Source organism: Tannerella sp. (assembly GCF_030528505.1).
GTDB lineage: Bacteria > Bacteroidota > Bacteroidia > Bacteroidales > Tannerellaceae > Tannerella.
In genome coordinates this window covers 1-19,167 of record NZ_JAUMYS010000010.1, presented here as the reverse complement: position 1 = coordinate 19,167, position 19,167 = coordinate 1, and the positions used below count along the sequence as shown (strand labels likewise).

The window sequence follows — 19,167 nt, the reverse complement described above, 5'->3', positions numbered from 1 at the left end:
GCAAGGTACTAAAGATAAGGGCGAGGGAGCATACTAAGGAATGTGAACGTGCTCGCATTCCACAAGCAACGAAGCAGTTCGCCCGTTATGACACACCGCCTTTTTTCGAGCCTATCAGAGAACCGGCCACAAAAAAACACTCGCTATCAAGATAAAAGAGGCCACCAGCTCAATGGTTCAGCTCTTTGAGGGCTTTTAACGACCGAATCACATACGCGTTATCCGGCTCGACGGCATGCCAGTATGAAAGACGCCCTGTCAGACGTTTCAGATAAGCGGGATCGGAAGAACCGATATATTTCTGATGTTCGGCCAGCCCTTTTGTCAGCACATGATACACCTGCTTGCGTATCTCGCGCCTGAAGACTTTCGGAATCGTAAGCTTTGTACCCGAACAGACGGATATCCCTGTAATAATCTTACGATGTGACATATCTAAAAAGCGCGTCTTCTTCCTGTTCAACGCAAACTTGTGTTCTGCAACTACTTTTTCTACCTGTGCGAGAAACGCATGATGAGAGGATAGATTGCCCGAAAACGTTAAATCGTCCGCATACCTTGTATACGTCAGGCCGACCGACCGACTTATAGCGGCTAATTGTTCATCCATACCGGCCACAATGATATTACTCAAGGCCGGGCTTGTCGGTGCTCCTTGCGGCAATCGCCCCGATTTGCAGCATAAGGCGGCCAATATTTTCGCTACACCGGATTCATAACCCAATTGCTTAAACGTTCTTCGAACGGTATGTTTACGTATCGATCCGAAAAAATCATGGATGTCGACCTTCAGTACCTGAGCATTCCCCAAATGGGGACGCACATTTTCCACAATTGACTTATTCCGGCGGAACCCCGTAGCGGAAGGATGAATCTCACTATTGATCAGGATTTTTTCATAAATCGTACGATGCACGGCCTTCAACTCTTTCTTCGGAGCAGCGATCATACGATAGCCTCCTCCTCTTTTGGCTAACCAGAACAGACTGTACCACTCGGAAGGATGATGCAAAAAAGATGAAAGCTCTTTTTCACCGATATTCAGGAACGTTGCGCACCATTTCAATGCTTCCGGATCATAAACAGCTTGTCTACAGATACCCGTATGATAGAAGACAGACCCGTTACGAAATGAATTATCGTTCGGCAGATGTCGGTTCAATAAATCCTTCTCTTTCTTCTTCTCCCTGATGATCAGAAGAATCATACCACATATAAAAATAAGAATGGTTACCAGAATGACCGTCATATTCAGAAATGGAATTAAATATAAAAAAAAGAAGGTGAGAGCTTTTACTTAAAGCATATTTGTAGACAAATATGCTTTTCTATGAAAACACTTGAACTAATGAGGCGACTACACCTCTCAGTATGCTAAAATATCTGCTCACCTTCTTCGCAACAAAGTTAATCCTTTTTGTTCAAACAGAAAAACTTTCGCACAAAAAGTAAAAAGAAGTAATCCCTCGGACGTTTAAATGTTTCATCGTTTAGTTGTCAGTCGCCTCTTTCCAGCAGTTGGTCTCTAACAAAGTAACATTTCAACGCCCGAAGAGCTTCACTTTTAGTTCTTCGTTCTTCACTTAAAACACCGCTTGAACCGGACGCATGATAAACGTAAACTCATAATTTCCATACGGCATCATATACGTTTCCAGCGGAACCGCGCCCCAGCTTGTGACGCAACCCAGCCCCATCTGCTTCCGGTCGATGCAGAAGTTCGTCAGATTGGCCTGAGATACTTCCGGCGAATGACGCTGGTCTTTTTCCACGTCGTCGTCGAGCGACTCGATGGTATAATGCAAAGCCGACGCCGAGAACGGCTGATCACTGACAAACTCGAGTCCATCGCCTTGGATCGTCGTCAGTTTCCACCAGCGAATATCGGTTTTCGTGCCCGTTTCCTGCGGACGAATGTATGGATAGAACTGCTCATCGACCGTCTGGCGATACTTCCCGAGGGCTGTCGAGTGGTTGCGGTCGCAATAATTCTCGATCGGGCCTCGACCGTAATACTGAATCCGGTCGTAGCATTTCGGCATGGGTAGCTGCATCCCGAACCGGAACATGTTCGGCACCTCAGCCGATGCATCTGCCGTCAACTTTTGCGTCACTTTTACCGCTCCGTGATTGTTGATCTGATAGGTGAGCAGAAGTTTGGCCGAGACATCTTTCATGTCATACTCAGCAACGACCTCAACCATCCCGTTCGCAACGTTATTCTTGAGCGACGTCAGTTTCATCTCCGGATTTTTCCATACGGCATATTTGTTTTGCAAGCCGGCTCCGTAGTCGTTATCGGTCGGAGCACGCCAGAAGTTCGGAGTCAAAGCACTGCCCGCGTTGATCATCTCCGCATCGTTCACGAAGTAACGGCTCATCCATCCGTCGCGTTTGTTAAACTCAATCACAAAACGGTCTCCACGAACGATCAAATAGTTAAGGTCGTTCTCTTTGACCCCCGGTATTGTAACAGGACAGTGCTTGCATTCCGGTTCGTTAGCCAACTGCAATTCGGACGCGCTATACGGACGAATCACCAACTGATTGCGCGCGACGGTATGACCGGCAGGAAGCATCGTTTCCGCTTTTTTGAGCTTGAAGTGAATATTCAGCAGCACTTCGCGGTCTTTCGGCAGCGAAGCAAGATCATAATCGAGACGAATCGTCTCCGTTTGCTGAGGAGCAACAGCCAAGTCGGAGATGCGTCCGGTCTGCACGCTCTCACCCTCGACAAGGATTTCCCAATCGGCACAGTAAGCCGAGAGATCACGGAAAAAATGTTCGTTGAAAATATTCACTTCGCCCTTCTCCAAATCTTTAGCAGTAGCCCAAATAGACTGATAGAAATACGCCACTTCGTCCATATGCGGATTAGGCACACGGTCAGGGCTGATCAGTCCGTTGTTCATAAAATTATTGTCGGACGCATCGTAACGGTTGAAGTCTCCACCGTACCCGTAAATACGCGTTCCCTCAGCATTCTTCCAATGGATCGACTGGTCGACGAAGTCCCAGATAAACCCTCCCTGCAACTTCGGATACTTACGGATCAAGTCCCAATACTCTTTGAATCCTCCTTCCGAATTACCCATAGCATGAGCATATTCACACTGGATCATAGGCTTTTGCGCGTCGCTCTTGGCGTAAGCTTCCGTTCGTTCGTAATTGTAGTACATCGGGCAGAAAATATCCGTATATTCATTTTGCTTGGCCTGTTCGTACTGTACCGGGCGACTTTGATCTTCCTTTTTCATCCAGCGGTAACAATCTTCGAAGTTCGGTCCGAAGCCGGCTTCATTCCCCATCGACCAGGTGACGATGGACGGATGGTTATATCCGCGCTGAAGATTACGCTGATTGCGTTCGAGGTGTGCGATGTCATACGCTCTGTTTTTGGCCAGCGTCAGTTCGCCGTATCCCATACCGTGCGACTCGACATTCGCTTCGGCCACGACGTAAAGACCGTACTCGTCACAGAGGTCGTACCACAAATTATCGTCCGGGTAATGACACGTACGCACGGCATTCAGGTTGTACGCCTTCATAAGCTGCACATCTTGACGCATCCGTTCGGGCGAGACGTAATAGGCCGTCTTCGGGTCCATCTCATGACGGTTGGCTCCTTTGATCAGGACAGGTTGCCCGTTCACCAGGAACTGAGCATTTTTGATTTCAAGTTTGCGGAAACCGGCTCTGACAGGAATGACTTCGAGCGTTTTCCCGCGTCCGTCTTTCAGGGTAGCCATCACCTTGTACAGGTAAGGAGTCTCTGCCGACCATTTCTTCGGATCGGTTACCGAGAGGATCGTTTGTTGCACTCCCGAGCCTTTCATTACTTGCGACGCGACCTTGTTGCCTTCCGCATCGAGCAGGTCGATGTGAACCGTGCCTCCGGCTCCAGCCATCGTCACGTCGACCGTCAGCGTACCATCTTTATAATCCTTATCCAGATCGGGCGTGATGCGGATGTCCCGGATATGATTTCGCGGACGTGCGTAAAGATAGCAGTCGCGCCCTACGCCTGACATACGCAAAAAGTCCTGATCTTCGAGATACGTGCCGTCGCACCACCGGAACGTCTGAAAGGCTATCAGATTCTTGCCCGTTTTCAGGTAACGGGTGATGTTAAACTCCGCTTCCAGCTTGCTGTCCTCGCTATATCCGACGTATTGCCCGTTCACCCACAGATAGATGTTCGAGGTGACCGATCCGAAATGCGCAAACACCTCTTTGCCGTTCCACCCGGCAGGAATCGTGATCTCGCGGCGATACGACCCGACGTGATTATTCTCTGTCGGCACCAACGGCGGATTATTCTTAAACTGGTTGCGCCAGGCGTAACCGACGTTCACATAGATCGGATCACCGTAACCGTTCAGTTCCCACAGACCCGGAACACTCAACAGCCCCCACCCTTTGTCGTTATAGTCTGTCCGATAAAAATCCGTCGGACGAGCCTCCGCATCTTTCACCCAGAAAAACCGCCAGAGACCATTCAGACTTAAAAAATTCTCGGAGTTCTCCCGGACACCCTCCGACGCGGCACGTTCCGACTCATACGCAAAGTAGTTCGTATGCATCGGCGCACGATTAACAAAATTCACCTTCGGATTTCGCCATTCATCCTTCTGAGCAAAAAGATTAAGACTCAACAGCGCTAAAGCGCATACAGTTAATTTAATTTTCATAGTACATTCGTTATATAATGGTAATTGCTTGTAAAAAATCGAGGGTAAAGATACATATTTTCCCTTTAAACTTCTACGCAAACGATAATTCAACAATTTTGAAAACCATACGACGGCATGGTATAAAAGGTGCTCCGCTTGGTTGGTGTATCTTTATAGGTATGATTGTTGATGCCAAAGAAAATAGAACAACGAAACGCTTCATGGAAGCCCCACAAGAAACAGAAATTGCTTCTATATTTTCTCAAGGATAAGGAAGAAACAAAAGCAACTTCTTCGAATTGAAACGATAGACGACCGATTTATAACATTAAACCGCATCAAACGCCTTTGTTATGTGTAAGAGATTCTCTTAATAGGCTATCGTTTGGTTATTCAGTTCGATATTAACATGCACTTTAGCGCCTAATGCTTTAAAAACCTTTAGGATTGTTGTAAATCTTGCGTCTGTTACACTATTCTCAATTTTAGAAATCTGCGCTTTCTTAACTCCAACAAGCTCTCCAAGAGCTTCCTGTGTTAAATTCTGAGCTTTGCGAGCTTCTTTTATCGCCTGTCCTAATAAGTCAAGTCGAAGTTCTTCCTCAAATTCATTTCGTTTTAGAGAGCCTTTTACCCCAATATATTTGTCTGTCAATTCATCTAAACTGTATGTCTTCATCCCTTCTGATTTTTATCTTTAAAATATTGTTTTCTTAATCTCTCGGCTTTTGTTATCTCTTTCCATGGAATCGTATCCGTTTTCTTAATCAGTCCATGTGTTGCAATCACCAGAGTATCCTGTTTTCCCGTTTTGCCCCAAAATGCAAAAAGTCGATAATAAAATTTATTGTATTTAGTCCTAAATTCCCAAATTTCATCTTGGAGTTTCTTAAAAAGCTCTTTATCATTCGTACTTCTTGACTTCCAAATATTATAAATTATTTTTCGCCTTGCTTTATCATCTAGTAAATCAAGAAATTGTTTTGCATCATCCAAAAACTCAACACGAAATTTAGCATCATTCATTCTCTCCCATTTTGATTCGCCACAAAGATAAAAGTTTCCCATTTAGGAAACAAGAACTTTTTGTTAAATATAGAATTTGCGATTCTTTCATTATTTAAGAAGACCTATAGAAAAAATGTTTTTTTAAATCCTCTAATCAATATACAATGATCAATGCCTGCCTCCTTATGCACCCCTCCTTGGTCTTTAAAATATGCTTTGGGAGAGGCTGCCTCGAACATGTCAGTTTTAGGCAGCCTCACATCTTGAATTCATTATTGGAAGTCTATCTAATCTATATTAGTTAATGTAATGGGCATTTCTTCCCCTCCTACTTTCGTAAAAATCCCGGTAAATCCATCTTCTGATTGTTGAACCATGATTGTGGAGTTAGATCGTCCATCATTAAAATATTCTACCAAGAAAAGTATTTCTTCTTCCAAATCGTAAGTACCACGTAATGTAATTTTACGATCAGTCCCTTGCTTCTGATAGTAGTATGTTCCATGTACGGGCTGTTTATTCTCATCATTGAGATTTTCGAAATATAGTTCAAAATGGCAGACGATTCCCTTTATATCTCCACTATAGCTTTTCCATCCGTTTATTTGTGTAAATGTTGTTTTCTCTTCATTCATGTTTGTTTCTTCCAATACCTCCTCTGATTCGGCTGATTGAGAATTAGAGAAAGAAGACAGAGAGAGCATCTGCGATAGTTTGTTCTTATTCTCTTCAGTCATCAGTACGATATCATCCCAATCTACAAAAGGAAAAACCATTCCGAACATTCCGAAGCTTACTGTTGTTCCTTCAGGATGAAGTCTATTATATATCTTACCCGTAGACCATAGTTTGGATTGGGTCACTCGTATGGTATTCTCGTTGTGAAAACACTCTTTGATGTTCTGCTGTGCAAATTCAGAATCCATAAGAAGTGACACAAAAGGACTTAATACAGTCCCCCCTAAAAAACCTAACCATTCATCGGCCTGATCTTCTACACAAGCAATAACATCATTCTGAATATTTCGTACATGCTGTTCTTCATCAGGCACTAGAAAAGCTGCGAGGACAGCTAATACAATAGGAGGAGCCAATAAAATTAAAATTAGCAATGAACAGCTTAATAAAGTTTCTCCAGAATGTAACTTTCCTATTGGAGAAGTTGGATTCTCAGGGTGTTGAGGAGGATTCTCGATCAGCCATTCGTCACAATGTTTGCATTTCTGTGCATTTTCGCGAACTTCTTCACCACAATAAGGGCATTGTTTAACAAGAGATGTGTTATTTTCCATATTTATTCTTTTTATACATCAAAAATTAAGAGATTCTTTTCATTGCAGGCCAATGGAATAACAATGATATTATACCAAAGAAAACCGCAATCCACCAATAATCAGAAAAATTATCAAAAACAAGGCGTTGGAGAGCCTCATCTTCTGACTCACCAAGAATGAGTGGTGCCAAAATCATCCCTACGCCCGCCCATACGAATGATATACCTATACAGTAAAGAACACGCATTATTTGGTAACTCAGTAATATAATCATTCCGAAAACAGCTAATAAGGATACCCACCAACTCCAGTCATAAATATACTGAATAAAAGCAATGAGAAGGGCGCATTCAACCATCATCAGGCAACCTGTAGCAGTCGTCCCTTCGTCATCTTTTCCAGGAACTATATTCTGCTGTATGGAGGGAGGAGTTTCATTATTTTCTCGCTCATAACGTTCTTTGGCAAAACGATTCAGCCAACTGTTACAATGTTTACACTTCATAGCATCTACTTTTACCCATTCTCCACATTGAGGACATCGTTTTTCTAACCAACCACCACAATACTTACACTTTTTTGCATTTTTTAGAATACCCTGTCCACATGAAGGACATGCAATAGTTTCACTCATACTAATTTCTTTTTTAATCTGTGATTTAAAACATTATATCATTTATAATTCATGAATAACATCACTATATTCATATTCATTTTCAGCAGAACAGGATCCTTCTTTTATTAATTTTCTATGTGAAACTTTTGCTTGTGTATTATCATTGATCAAGTCAACAAACCCGAAATCAATATAATTGAATGTCTCATTAAAAGTATTGTAAACAATAAGGAATTCGCCAGCAAACATTCCACATCCCCCATTATAAGCCACAATAATCAGTTGATCATCTTTCACTACGATTTCTCTCACAGAATTGATTATTATAGGCTCTCTCTCGTTTACACATTTTATCTCATTAAGATCTATAGATACAACTTCGTTTGTCAAGAGATCGCATTTGTAAAGGGTATTTTCTTGAAGACTTCGTATAAAATAGGAACAATGCCGTTGATTATCTTTGTATACCACAATAGGCCTTATGTCTTTTTTGTTAATTTTTTCTTTTTCTTCAAGCATCTCATCATTTTTAACATCTGTGTGATATAACTCTGCCCCAAAATCGTGATTAGGACTTCTTCGAATTTCATCATTTTTAACACACGTAGGATATAAGTCATTACCTTTAATTACAATTGTTTCAGCCACCTTTTTCAATGTACATGTCCTTGATCCAGAATATTCGGATAGAATAGCAGTGATAATGGCTTCTACACTCTCCTCTTCCGTATTCCCTTTAATGAGAGTCTCTTCTTTTTCATAAGTTAACGTCAAAGAGTTATGTTCTAATGTCCATGTAAATGGAATTAAAATAGCAAGCTCATAGTTTTGAAAATAAGCAGATTCATAGCCTGCTCCACTTTCATAGAGCATAAAAGTCCATGCACTATATTCATTAATCCCTTCATAAAGTCCGACGACATCAGATGTAGCAAGTCTATACTTTTCTCCTGAACAAGATAACATGAAAAGTATCCATACAACCATCGATAAAACAAACATTGCTCTTTTCATAGAAATTTGATTGTTAAAATAAAAAATATTATTAATGTAAAACCATCTACCTTTTCCCATACAGTGCGTGCATTTCTTCGACCATGTAATGAAGCTCGCCTCGTACCCATTCGGGCGAGAGAAGTTCGACTTCGGCACCATGCGAGAGGACTTCCTGAAAGAAGTCGTACGTCGGATAGAGCCGGTATTCGAAGACGGAATAGTCTGTATAGCGTTCCACTTCATTCTGCGAAGGGTGCAACGGCAACGAACGGAAATACTTGCGTTTGTTTCCCGCCTCGGAGACTTTCAGACGGATCGTTTCCACATCCAACTCTTCGGGGATGACAATCACCCCGAAAGCATCGGCAAAATATGTCTCCGCATCAAACGTGTCGGGGAAGAGGAACGATTCCCCCGTCGGTTCTATCCGTTTCATCCGGTCTAAGGCGTATGTACGTATTTGTCCGTTCTCCGGCTCGAATACCACCACATACCAGCGTTGCCGGCTTACTTTTACACAGTACGGATCGGCCAGAAATGTTCGGGGATGCTCACAATGAAAACTTTGATACGTCATTTGCAGACGCTTATCCGTCTGCATCGCCTCGATGATGGTCATCAGCAACTCATTGCCCGAAGGGATGCGCTCGAACAAGATGCGCGCTTTGAGCTTGCGACTCTCCTGAATGATGTTATTGACCGCAAACGAACTCAACAACCAGCTCTTGATATGATCTTTGCTGATGTCGTCCGTGTTTTCGATACGATACGTATAGCCGTTGCTCGCATTACAGATGATATTCAGGTCGAACGTCTCTTCGATAGCCCGCTTGTAATCGTCGAACGTACGCTTGGGTAACGGCCGGCCTTCGTCGTTCAGCGAACAGTTTTGCCACGCTTCCGCCAGCTCTTTATACGTGATGCCTCCCGTACGGTAGAGCCGGTCGATGATCCAGATGTATTTCCGAAATTGATGCTTTGCCATAGAATGATCATTATATTGATAAATCGCTTGTTATTGATTGTTTTTGTTGATCAGGCAGACCGTCAGTCGCACCATCAGGTCTTTCTCTTCGGCAGGACTGCATGCAATCATCAGCGTAAGCGCGACTAACGTATTGTCCGCGATCCGCTTGCTGCCATCGAATCGGTAGAGCAGTCCGTTGTGGTGCATAAACCACAGAAACAGCATCGCGGCAATGCGTTTGTTGCCATCGCTGAACGAATGGTTCTTTACCACCAGATAGAGCAGCATGGCTGCCTTCTCTTCGGCCGAGGGGTAAAGCTCTCGGCCGTCGAACGTCTGATAAATCTGCCCAATAGAGCTTCGGAACGACCCGTCTTTCTCGTTACCGAACAGCGGGCTGCCCCCAAACCGCTCTTTCAGGCTACGAATGGCTTCCATCGCCCCCTCGTACGTAGCGCGAAACCGAGGGAGACCGCTCACGGCCTCCACCTCGATTGTACGGTAGTCGTACTGATCCAACAGGTTCAACGCATAACTGTAATCCGCCACTACCTCATACAGCGAACGGCTCTCCGCACTAACTATTTGTTCTTTTTCAGTCATCTATATTCATTTATCTATTATATTTTGTCCTTATCGACACCGCAAAATTACATATAAGCTACGCAGAAAACCCGCAGAGGGGGAGAATGAAATTATTTATCATCTTTTACCCTATGGAGATATTTGTAGTCTTCCCAAACGATCTCGTATATTTTCTTTTGGATACATGCCATAACAAAAGGAATGGCAATAAGTAAAATCAAAAGAGATATTGAAATCCAACACATAGAAGGAGAATCCAGCAAACAATTCACCAATATCTTAAAATTTAATTTAGGTGTATAATCCTTACATAAAACCTCTTGAAGTACATGGCTTGATAAATCAAGTAAGAAAGAGAGTAAGCATGTAACCTCATAGAGCAGTGCTACCCCAAACATACTCTTTAAAAATGCAAACTGACTTTCTAATATATGAACATCATTGCGATAAGTATTTTTAGCCACAAAAGCATATGCTTCGTAATAAGCATCTTTAATATTCTTTTCTTTATTCTTTTCTTCTGCTTGCTTCTTTTTTTTATCTAAATAACGTATTTTCTTTAAGAAAAAACGGTCTTGACAGTTTGATAATAAGTATTCTTCATAATAGATTTTAAATTTTTCTATTGGTATGCTATCAAACACTTTTTCGAGTTCTTCGATAATGATATCTGGATCATTTCTGCAGAATGCTTTTATTACATTTGATTTATCCTTAAAAGGTTTCCATATATATTCCCATAACCACTCCATAAATTTACAATAAATAATCCCCACCAAATAGCTTGTGGCAGTAAAAAATACACCAATAATCCAAGGATTTATTCTGCTTTCATCTATCGTTAAATTATTTCCAAAAATTACATTACTTGCCCAAAAGATAATTAATGCCCCGGGTATCAACATCGCTAATATATCGTATAGCGATAGCTTAGAAGAAATAGAAGAATGCATGACAGTTTTCCTTATTGCACTAATTGAGACGCTTGTTGATTGGATGTAGATAAATTCTCTTTTATTTTATGTTCTATTTTTTCTTTTAATTCTCTACTGATTGTCGTTTTAGTTTGTTCCTCTGCTAATCGTCGCAATTTTTCTTTTACTTTTTTAAAGCCATTGATAAATGTAATAGCTTCGAGTGTTTCTTCTGTATTCTGAACAGCTAATGACAAACTTTCGAGGATGGCATTTTTTATTTCTCTACCGGAAAAACCTTCCGAAACTTCAGCCAATTGTAGACATAGCTCTTCCTTGTTTACATTTTCCGAAAGAGGCACTCTAGAAGGTATCATCAGATTTATAATTTGTTGCCGATTTTCCTTATTAGGTAGTTCAAAATAAATATGCTTTAAAATTCTTGATTCAAATGCTTTATCGTAATTTTTTGCTAGATTTGTGGCAAAGATAACAATGCCGTCAAAATCTTCAAGCAGAATTAGCATTTGACTTCTTAAAGAATTGATTGCCTGATCAGAGCTTGTGGAAACATTCTCGATTCGTTTACCAAGGAACGAATCAGCTTCATCAAAAAACAGGACAGCCTTCTCTTTGGTTGCTACTTCAAAAGCTTTTAGCAGATTCTTGGGGGCATCTCCTACATATTTAGATTCAACCTCTGCATAATTGACTGAAAGTATCTTTTTATTCAACTCCTTTGCAATAGCATGCGAAACCATTGTTTTACCAGTTCCGGGTGGACCGTAAAAATTCAGTATCAGTTTAGGCTTATCTTCTATTTCTGCAAATCCCCAATCGTCGTAGATTCGCTTATAGTTTTCTATTAGCGAAATTGAAAGCCTTATGTCTTCTTTAACCCCTGAGGGCATGATGACTCGTTCTAACGAATGTTTGGGTATTTGTGCCCTAAAGTTAGGCACATCTCCATTTCCCTTGTACTCATTCAGTTTTTCTATTAATTGCGCCTTACTTTCTTCATCCCTGCAAACAAAGAAGTTAAGCAGCATTTCTAACCCTTCCTCATTTTTTATTTTCTTTATTACATGCTTCAAATCATATTCTAAGTTATCCAACTTTTGAATCGATTTTTGAATAAAGATACTGGCTTGTTCTGTAAGAGGAATCTCTAAAAAACTACTGCTACTAATTTTTCTAGTATGTTTGAAGAAGTGCAGGTCATCCTGCACTTCTTTCGATTTTTGCATCAATAAATTATAAATATCTTCATTCTCTTTTGTCAAACTCATACGATCAAATATTTATTAATATTTTTATTTAACAAATTATCTAACTCAATATCAATTGATTCATATTCCAACTCATTACAAGCCAAAGTTTTTTTACCTTCCATTAAGCTGAGATAAGTGCGCCCTTGTGTATCACGGTGAATAGTGCTCTTTTTAAGTCCAATATCTACTTTACTAAATTTTCCTTTCTCAAAACTCTCTTTAATTTTTTCCCCACAATACCTTTCAAATTGTTTTTTCGCATTTTCTTCCAAAGTTTTACGGTTTAGCCGTTTTATTTTGATCTTTTCTACGATCAATGCTACTCCAACGGATCCGACAGCTCCGACAGAAACAGCACCCAATACCCCTAAAACTGCAGCCCCTCCTTTTACAACACATTTCATGTTTTCAGGTTGCATTAATCCTGTGGCAGCTTTAGTCAGAAGCTTCTGCGTATTTCTGTTCGAAACAATCAGGTTTATGATATCTAACCAGCTCATCCTATTCAAGAATTAACATATCCTTACCCCCAAAAGCTTCCGATAGATTACTATCTATACTTTTTGTTTCAACGACCACCATATAATCAGTCAAAACCGCTTCTCTCTTTGTGTTATAATAAGTTAAAACATAATACGAAAGTTCCGCATCCACTTGCTCTTGAAGCGAAATATTTAGCTTTTTCACATCTTCTTGGGTAGCCTTTAAAACGACTGGTGTACAACTCTCTTCAAGTGGAGTAATATTCTGCCGAAAATATTCATTTACATAAAACAATGTAAGTTTATCCATTGTCTTTTTTTCTATTGGTACAGTAACATTTCTTTTGCGCAAAAAATAAATTCCTGCTGTCACAATACCGGTTACTACAATTGCTGTAATGATATAATTTATTTGCATGACTGTATAAATATTAGGACATCCGGATATTATCACAAAGTGTATTTTATCCGGATATCTGGTTCTTATTTTTATTTATTCTAACACTAACATTTCTTTATTGCCAAATTGTTTCTTTGTTTCTGCATCTAGTTTTTCAAAACAAATGACTTCCGTAGCATCTGTAAGAATTTCTCCTGTGTCATGATCAAAGAATGTTTTGACAATATGTTCTCTTTCTTCTTTTAAGCCGGCATTATAAGTATTATAATTACCTGTCTTAATGTTTTCTTGTATCTTTAATGCAATTGGTAATGCATTGGGGTGCTTTTTAATGATCTTCTTGTATATCTCTTTAAACCAAGCGATTAAATCCTTGAAAAAATTCACAATCGCGATAAAAATTTTCACTAATTTGTCCCAAACTTTCCTAAGAAATTCTTTTATTGATTTTAACCAGTCCATATATTATAAATTTATCAACAACATATTTTTATTACCAAATGCTTTTTTTAATTCATCAGATTTCATATCGCAACGCACACAATAGACTTTATTCATATCAACAGCCTTTTTGTTACTATCAAGATGTTGTAGGAAAATCTCTAATTGATCATTTTTGTTTCTTCCTAAATCTAATGCGGCAACATAATAACTTTTCGGAGTCATTGTTTTACGGAGAATATCCTTCAACGTGTCCGCATCCAGCCTATCTGTACTAATTACTTCACAGAGAATATTTGTATTCTTTTTTACATGCTCAGAAAGACTATTAAGTGTTTCTGCTACGTCATCCCCGTATTTATCGATAAAATCTTGAAACATTCTCAGTTTCTCTTCAGTTAGTAGATCTTTTAAATGATAAATCACCGTTTTAAAATTCATATTCATTTTAACACATATTTAAATTAGTAATTTTTTTCTTCTTTCTCACAATGCCGGGGCGTGTTTGCCGTGATTGCTCCCTTTAGGATGGCGGGGACAGGGACTGATCACCATCGCTGCGATGGTAGGATACTCCTTTCCGCAATGCTTGCAGGTGTACTTTTTCTTTTCAGCTCCTTCGTAAAGTTTGTGCTTCCCTCGGTTAGACCCGTCCGGATAACGCGGACAAAGTCCGTTCGTCAGTTGTTGCACACTCGGATACCGCTTTCCGCAGTATTCACAATAAAAATTCTGTGTTCCCATACATTATATTATATATTAATCGGTTGTTATTTCATGTTACGGATAAACGTGGAGATGGCTACATGCCAATATCCGGTTGTAAATGCGGCCGAAGGATGGGTGATGGGTAACAGCCGCACGGTATGTCCGTCGCGGAGGTCGTATGCCCATGTCTCGATGCTGTCGCCCTCGGGCAAGATCAAGTCGTCGTGCTGTCTTCCGCGTTTAGGAAGGTTGTTATACAGCCGTTTACCCCATACCAATACGCCATCGGGTCGATAAGTCTCCAGCACTTCGAAAAGAGCCGCTTCGGAATCGGCAAATTCCTGTCGTGTCGGTTCTTTACGCGGCCCGGAGATCGGGCTTTGTACATAGTTATAAAAGAGAATCCGGTTCCACCATTGTTCTTTTTCGGCAAACGAGAGCGGCTTCCCGGCCAGCGCCCGCTCGAACTTCGTATACGTATTCATAAACTTTTCAGGCTCGCGATCAGGCTCGAACAGCAGGCGGATGATACGGTTGGTCATGCCGGATTCGACATCACACGGGTTGGCGCAGTAATGACTTTCGCCCAGCGCCATCATTCTTTTTCCTTCTATGCCCTTCGTGTATGCGCTGCCTACCCACGGGGCGAATCGTACGTTCTTCATCCTATTGTTTGTTTTGTTCTGAACTGTGACCGAAAGGCAAAAAAGAGAGGGACATGTCCCAGCTTCTGCTATTCACCCGGTTCGGTTCTGGAAAACCTTGGAGTCTGAATAAGTAAAAGCACAGTCCATGCCCCTTATGCAGGGTGCATCACATGCTTCGACAAATTATTCTCAGACTCCCTTGTTGAATTTTCCAGATTTAACCGGGTCTAATAATCGGTCTGCAAGTTTTGCAAAATATTTTCAGCGTCTTATTGTCGCATCTTTATCATTTTTTTACACTCGCGCAAAGTAAATGATTTTATTCTAACGCGACAAATAAATCGGCTGTTTTTTTTTGCATGGACTGTTTTTCTTCATCTTGACTCGTTCTTCCCACTTTCGCTTTGGGCTTTCAGTCTCTGTTCATTCATTTTTTATTCACATAAATTCCTCACTCTTTTTTTTAAAAATCAATGCAAAGGTAGGCGTGAGGTGCGCAGAAATACCGCAGAGGTCAATAAAAAAAAGAGTTTTTTGCGCAGCTACGCAAAAAGCGTCTTTCATTTATTCTATTGCGGAATGTTGGTTAAACGGATATTTTTACTATGTTTGCGTTTATGAAGCATTTAGAAGACATCTCCGAATTTCGCTCTTCGCCCGAGCTTGTGGAGAAGTTGTATGAACACAGCATCCTGAAGGTTTACAAGGCCGGCAGTGTCATTCTTCAGGAAAACGCCCACATTCGCTCTATCCCGATTGTGGTTAAGGGGGTTATGCGAGTGATTCGCACCGAAGAAGACGGCCGAGAGATCTTGCTCTACTACATCAAAGCGGGTGAAAGCTGTATCATGTCTTTTCTCGGCGGATTGCACAACGAAACAAGTAAGGTGAAAGTCGAGATTGAAGACGACGCCGAGATCCTTTTCTTACCGGTCGACAAGGTTTATCTTTTTATCAAAGAACATCCCGAATGGCTGAATTACATTTTCCGCTCCTACCACAAACGGTTTGAAGAACTTCTGGAGACGGTCAACGCGCTTGCTTTCAAAAAAGTGGACGAACGTCTATTAGCGCTCATTCACAAAAAAGCCGAACTGACCGGAAGCCATACCCTGCAGATCACACACGAACAGCTTGCCGGTGAACTGGGTACAGCCAGAGCTGTAGTATCAAGATTACTCAAACAGCTCGAAGAATCGGGCGTTGTACTTCTGGGGCGCAATAAAATCACGCTTATGTGACCAAAGTAGCTGTACGTTTTTATAGCCATGCCGATCTTTGCCTGCTCATAAGAGTAGAAATATGATGTATATCATCGGTTATTTGGCATCTGTTTTAATCGGTCTTTCACTGGGGCTTATCGGAGGTGGAGGGAGCATCCTGACCGTTCCCGTACTCGTGTACCTGCTCGGTGTAGACCCTGTGCTGGGTACCGCCTATTCGCTTTTTATCGTAGGAGCGACAAGCGCGGTAGGGAGTGTTTCATACTTTCGGCGATCGTTGGTCGACGTGCGTACGGCGATCGTCTTCGGCCTGCCGTCCATCGTCGCGGTTTTCCTGACCAGAGCTTATCTCGTTCCGGCTATTCACTCCGAAGTATTTTCCTCAGGAGACTTTGTGATCGATCGGAATATGCTCCTGATGGTACTGTTCGCCGTGTTGATGCTTACAGCATCGGTCAGCATGATTCGCCCGACAGGTAAACACAGGAATGAATCGACGAACAAACAGGAAGGTCGAAAATTTTCTTATCCGTTGATTCTCCTTGAGGGTATCGTGGTGGGAACACTCACGGGACTTGTGGGGGCGGGCGGAGGTTTTTTGATTATTCCGGCGTTGGTGCTCCTCGGGGGATTGCCCATGAAAAAGGCGATCGGTACTTCCCTCGTCATCATATCGGCCAAATCGCTTCTGGGTTTTCTCGGAGAGCATAATCCGGCATCTTTCGACTGGCTGCTTCTTCTCTCGGTTACGGGGCTGGCCATCGTCGGAATATTCATCGGGATGAGGCTCTCACGCTATATCGACGGGGCCAAACTTAAGCCGGCGTTCGGTTGGTTCGTCTTCATTATGGGGCTATATATCATCCTTAAAGAGACGATCTTCACATAAACAGGCCTTGTGTGACTAAAGTAGCTGTACAAGGCAAAAAAATCATTCATCTTTGCATCGTAAAATAAACATTAAAACATTCGATAAACTATGAAAGTAGAACAGATTTATACGGGCTGTTTAGCTCAAGGCGCATATTACATCACCTCTCATGGTGAGGCCGCCATCATCGATCCCCTGCGTGAGATCACGCCTTACCTCGATCGTCTGAAACGAGACGGGGTAAGACTTAAATATATTTTAGAGACTCACTTCCATGCTGATTTCGTGAGCGGACACCTCGACTTGAGCCGTGCCACAGGGGCGCCGATTGTTTACGGTCCTACAGCCCGGCCGGGATTTGATGCCATCGTCGCTGAAGACAATCAGGTTTTTGAATTGGGTAAAGCTAAAATCCGGGTACTTCACACACCGGGACATACCATGGAGAGTTCGTGTTTTCTCCTGATCGACGAAGATGGGCGTGAAACGGCTCTTTTCAGCGGCGATACCCTGTTCCTGGGGGATGTGGGTCGGCCGGACCTGGCACAGAAAGCCGCTAATTTGACTCAGGAGGAGTTAGCCGGTTTACTCTACGACAGTCTCTATACCAAAATCCTTCCTTTGTCGGACGACATCATCGTATATCCGGCTCATGGCGCGGGATCGGCTTGCGGAAAAAACATGATGAAAGAGACGATGGACAGTCTTGGTAATCAAAAAAAGGTAAATTATGCTCTTAATCAGCCCAGCAAAGAGGCTTTTGTGGCTTCTGTACTGGAAGGATTGCTTCCTCCCCCGGCTTACTTCGGAGGCAATGTTGCCATGAACAAGCTGGGATACGACAACATAGAGCACGTCATGGAGCGGGGAATGTCAGCGCTCTCGGTTGCTGATTTTGAAGCGCTGGCCGAAACATCCGATGCATTGGTGCTCGATGCAAGAGCTCCCGGCGTATTTGCCCAAGGTTTTATCCCCCGATCGATCAATATTGGCTTAGACGGTGATTTTGCGCCCTGGGTAGGTACGATGATTGTAGATGTGAAGCAGCCTTTGCTGCTCGTGACCGATCCCGGACGCGAGGAGGAAGCCATTACGAGATTAAGCCGTGTGGGATTTGATCACGTCCTGGGTTATTTGGAAGGTGGTTTCGATGCATGGAAAGCCTCCGGCAAAGAGACCGATGAGGTAAAACGTATCTCAGCCAATGAATTTGCCCGACAATTCTCTACAGAAGAGAGCCTTATCGTCGATGTGCGTAAAGAGAGCGAATATGCGGCGGAACATATCGAAGAAGCTTACAGCCGTCCGCTCGCGTATATCAATGACTGGATTCAGGACCTCCCTCGCGATCGGCATTTCTTCCTCCATTGTGCGGGAGGCTACCGCAGTATGATTGCTTCCAGCATTCTACTTGCGCGAGGCTATCGCAATTTCACGGACATTGAAGGTGGATTCGCCAGTATTGCCCAAACGGATGTTCCCAAAACAGATTTCGTATGTCAAAGCAAAGTTTCAAAAAAGTAATAGTAGTTGTATCTGTAATTATTGTATTTATTATGTTCGGATTATTTAAAAATCTTTTTTCACAGCCTGACGACCAAGCCCTTTCAGAAGCCATTCGTGGCGGGGCCTTTCTGGTAGACGTACGTACCACGGATGAATTTGCTTCCGGAAGCGTTGTCGGAGCTGTGAATATCCCATTGGACGAGATAGCCTCTCGTATCCATGAGTTCAAAAATAAGAAAACCATCATTGTCTTTTGTCGAAGTGGCAACAGAAGCGGTCAAGCGAAGAATATTCTTGAGCGTCACGGTTTCAGCAACGTCCTCAATGGAGGCACCTGGGGCCATGTTGCCTCTCTGAAGCGAGTGCAACAGTAGGTTCATCCCATTTCCCAACTTCTAAAGCAAATAACCAAAAGGAGGTGTATCATAATGCACGATGCACCTTCTTTTTTGTTCATCGCTATACAAATCGGTTCATTCTCTTTAAGCTGCAATATTTTGAAGATTTCTTTGATTTATGTGTTTCCAGCCCTTAAATAAAGCGGCAGTAAGCTCATAAAACAGCCTAATTAGCCAATCCATACCT

General features: G+C 42.2%; 21 protein-coding genes. 4 read left to right on the top strand and 17 right to left on the bottom strand.

Translation table 11 applies throughout. The features are described 5' to 3' along the window. Positions 1-169 precede the first annotated feature (169 nt). From Q4A89_RS02695 to Q4A89_RS02615, 17 genes are all read right to left on the bottom strand, one after another. Entirely contained in the window at positions 170-1,249 is a 1,080-nt protein-coding gene (locus tag Q4A89_RS02695; protein WP_303183572.1) for a retron St85 family RNA-directed DNA polymerase, read from the bottom strand. Positions 1,250-1,583: 334 nt separating this feature from the next. Continuing rightward, complete coding sequence (locus tag Q4A89_RS02690) at positions 1,584-4,691, bottom strand: glycoside hydrolase family 2 TIM barrel-domain containing protein (protein WP_303183571.1); 3,108 nt, start codon at positions 4,689-4,691, stop codon at positions 1,584-1,586. 352 nt (positions 4,692-5,043) lie between these two features. Further along, positions 5,044-5,352: a helix-turn-helix domain-containing protein gene (locus tag Q4A89_RS02685; protein ID WP_303183568.1), complete on the bottom strand. Its 309-nt coding sequence runs from the start codon at positions 5,350-5,352 to the stop codon at positions 5,044-5,046. Further along, positions 5,349-5,741: a type II toxin-antitoxin system RelE/ParE family toxin gene (locus tag Q4A89_RS02680; RefSeq protein ID WP_303183567.1), complete on the bottom strand. Its 393-nt coding sequence runs from the start codon at positions 5,739-5,741 to the stop codon at positions 5,349-5,351. The genes Q4A89_RS02685 and Q4A89_RS02680 overlap by 4 nt, the downstream gene beginning before the upstream one ends. A 227-nt stretch (positions 5,742-5,968) precedes the next feature. Continuing rightward, positions 5,969-6,973: a hypothetical protein gene (locus Q4A89_RS02675; RefSeq protein WP_303183565.1), complete on the bottom strand. Its 1,005-nt coding sequence runs from the start codon at positions 6,971-6,973 to the stop codon at positions 5,969-5,971. A gap of 25 nt (positions 6,974-6,998) precedes the next feature. Further along, positions 6,999-7,589 carry a zinc ribbon domain-containing protein gene (locus Q4A89_RS02670; RefSeq protein WP_303183563.1) on the bottom strand — a complete coding sequence of 197 codons (591 nt, stop codon included), beginning with the start codon at positions 7,587-7,589 and terminating at the stop codon, positions 6,999-7,001. A gap of 42 nt (positions 7,590-7,631) precedes the next feature. Further along, positions 7,632-8,645 carry a hypothetical protein gene (locus tag Q4A89_RS02665; RefSeq protein ID WP_303183561.1) on the bottom strand — a complete coding sequence of 338 codons (1,014 nt, stop codon included), beginning with the start codon at positions 8,643-8,645 and terminating at the stop codon, positions 7,632-7,634. Beyond that, entirely contained in the window at positions 8,632-9,552 is a 921-nt protein-coding gene (locus Q4A89_RS02660; protein ID WP_303183559.1) for a YafY family protein, read from the bottom strand. The genes Q4A89_RS02665 and Q4A89_RS02660 overlap by 14 nt, the downstream gene beginning before the upstream one ends. Positions 9,553-9,582: 30 nt before the next feature. Then, a complete protein-coding gene (locus tag Q4A89_RS02655) occupies positions 9,583-10,137 on the bottom strand; it encodes a Fic family protein (RefSeq protein WP_368389490.1) in 555 nt (184 codons plus the stop codon). A gap of 92 nt (positions 10,138-10,229) precedes the next feature. Next, complete coding sequence (locus Q4A89_RS02650) at positions 10,230-11,072, bottom strand: hypothetical protein (RefSeq protein ID WP_303183557.1); 843 nt, start codon at positions 11,070-11,072, stop codon at positions 10,230-10,232. An 11-nt stretch (positions 11,073-11,083) separates the two neighbouring features. Beyond that, positions 11,084-12,322: an ATP-binding protein gene (locus Q4A89_RS02645; protein WP_303183555.1), complete on the bottom strand. Its 1,239-nt coding sequence runs from the start codon at positions 12,320-12,322 to the stop codon at positions 11,084-11,086. Next, positions 12,319-12,804, bottom strand: a complete 486-nt coding sequence (locus Q4A89_RS02640; RefSeq protein ID WP_303183553.1) for a hypothetical protein — start codon at positions 12,802-12,804, stop codon at positions 12,319-12,321. The genes Q4A89_RS02645 and Q4A89_RS02640 overlap by 4 nt, the downstream gene beginning before the upstream one ends. Before the next feature lies 1 nt (position 12,805). Beyond that, complete coding sequence (locus Q4A89_RS02635; RefSeq protein ID WP_303183551.1) at positions 12,806-13,204, bottom strand: hypothetical protein; 399 nt, start codon at positions 13,202-13,204, stop codon at positions 12,806-12,808. A 75-nt stretch (positions 13,205-13,279) separates the two neighbouring features. Beyond that, positions 13,280-13,648 carry a hypothetical protein gene (locus tag Q4A89_RS02630; RefSeq protein ID WP_303183550.1) on the bottom strand — a complete coding sequence of 123 codons (369 nt, stop codon included), beginning with the start codon at positions 13,646-13,648 and terminating at the stop codon, positions 13,280-13,282. 3 nt (positions 13,649-13,651) lie between these two features. Then, positions 13,652-14,068, bottom strand: coding sequence for a hypothetical protein (locus tag Q4A89_RS02625; protein WP_303183548.1), 417 nt, complete (start codon positions 14,066-14,068; stop codon positions 13,652-13,654). Positions 14,069-14,113: 45 nt separating this feature from the next. Further along, positions 14,114-14,371: a C2H2-type zinc finger protein gene (locus Q4A89_RS02620; RefSeq protein WP_303183547.1), complete on the bottom strand. Its 258-nt coding sequence runs from the start codon at positions 14,369-14,371 to the stop codon at positions 14,114-14,116. Positions 14,372-14,397: 26 nt separating this feature from the next. After that, positions 14,398-15,000 carry a hypothetical protein gene (locus Q4A89_RS02615; protein WP_303183545.1) on the bottom strand — a complete coding sequence of 201 codons (603 nt, stop codon included), beginning with the start codon at positions 14,998-15,000 and terminating at the stop codon, positions 14,398-14,400. A 599-nt stretch (positions 15,001-15,599) separates the two neighbouring features. Between Q4A89_RS02615 and Q4A89_RS02610 the strand changes: the two genes are divergently transcribed. From Q4A89_RS02610 to Q4A89_RS02595, 4 genes are all read left to right on the top strand, one after another. Continuing rightward, complete coding sequence (locus tag Q4A89_RS02610; protein WP_303183544.1) at positions 15,600-16,223, top strand: Crp/Fnr family transcriptional regulator; 624 nt, start codon at positions 15,600-15,602, stop codon at positions 16,221-16,223. A 61-nt stretch (positions 16,224-16,284) separates the two neighbouring features. After that, positions 16,285-17,094, top strand: a complete 810-nt coding sequence (locus Q4A89_RS02605) for a sulfite exporter TauE/SafE family protein (RefSeq protein WP_303183543.1) — start codon at positions 16,285-16,287, stop codon at positions 17,092-17,094. A gap of 90 nt (positions 17,095-17,184) precedes the next feature. Beyond that, positions 17,185-18,600, top strand: coding sequence for a rhodanese-like domain-containing protein (locus tag Q4A89_RS02600; RefSeq protein WP_303183541.1), 1,416 nt, complete (start codon positions 17,185-17,187; stop codon positions 18,598-18,600). Next, positions 18,573-18,956, top strand: a complete 384-nt coding sequence (locus Q4A89_RS02595) for a rhodanese-like domain-containing protein (RefSeq protein ID WP_303183539.1) — start codon at positions 18,573-18,575, stop codon at positions 18,954-18,956. Before Q4A89_RS02600 ends, Q4A89_RS02595 begins: the two co-directional genes overlap by 28 nt. Positions 18,957-19,167 lie beyond the last annotated feature (211 nt).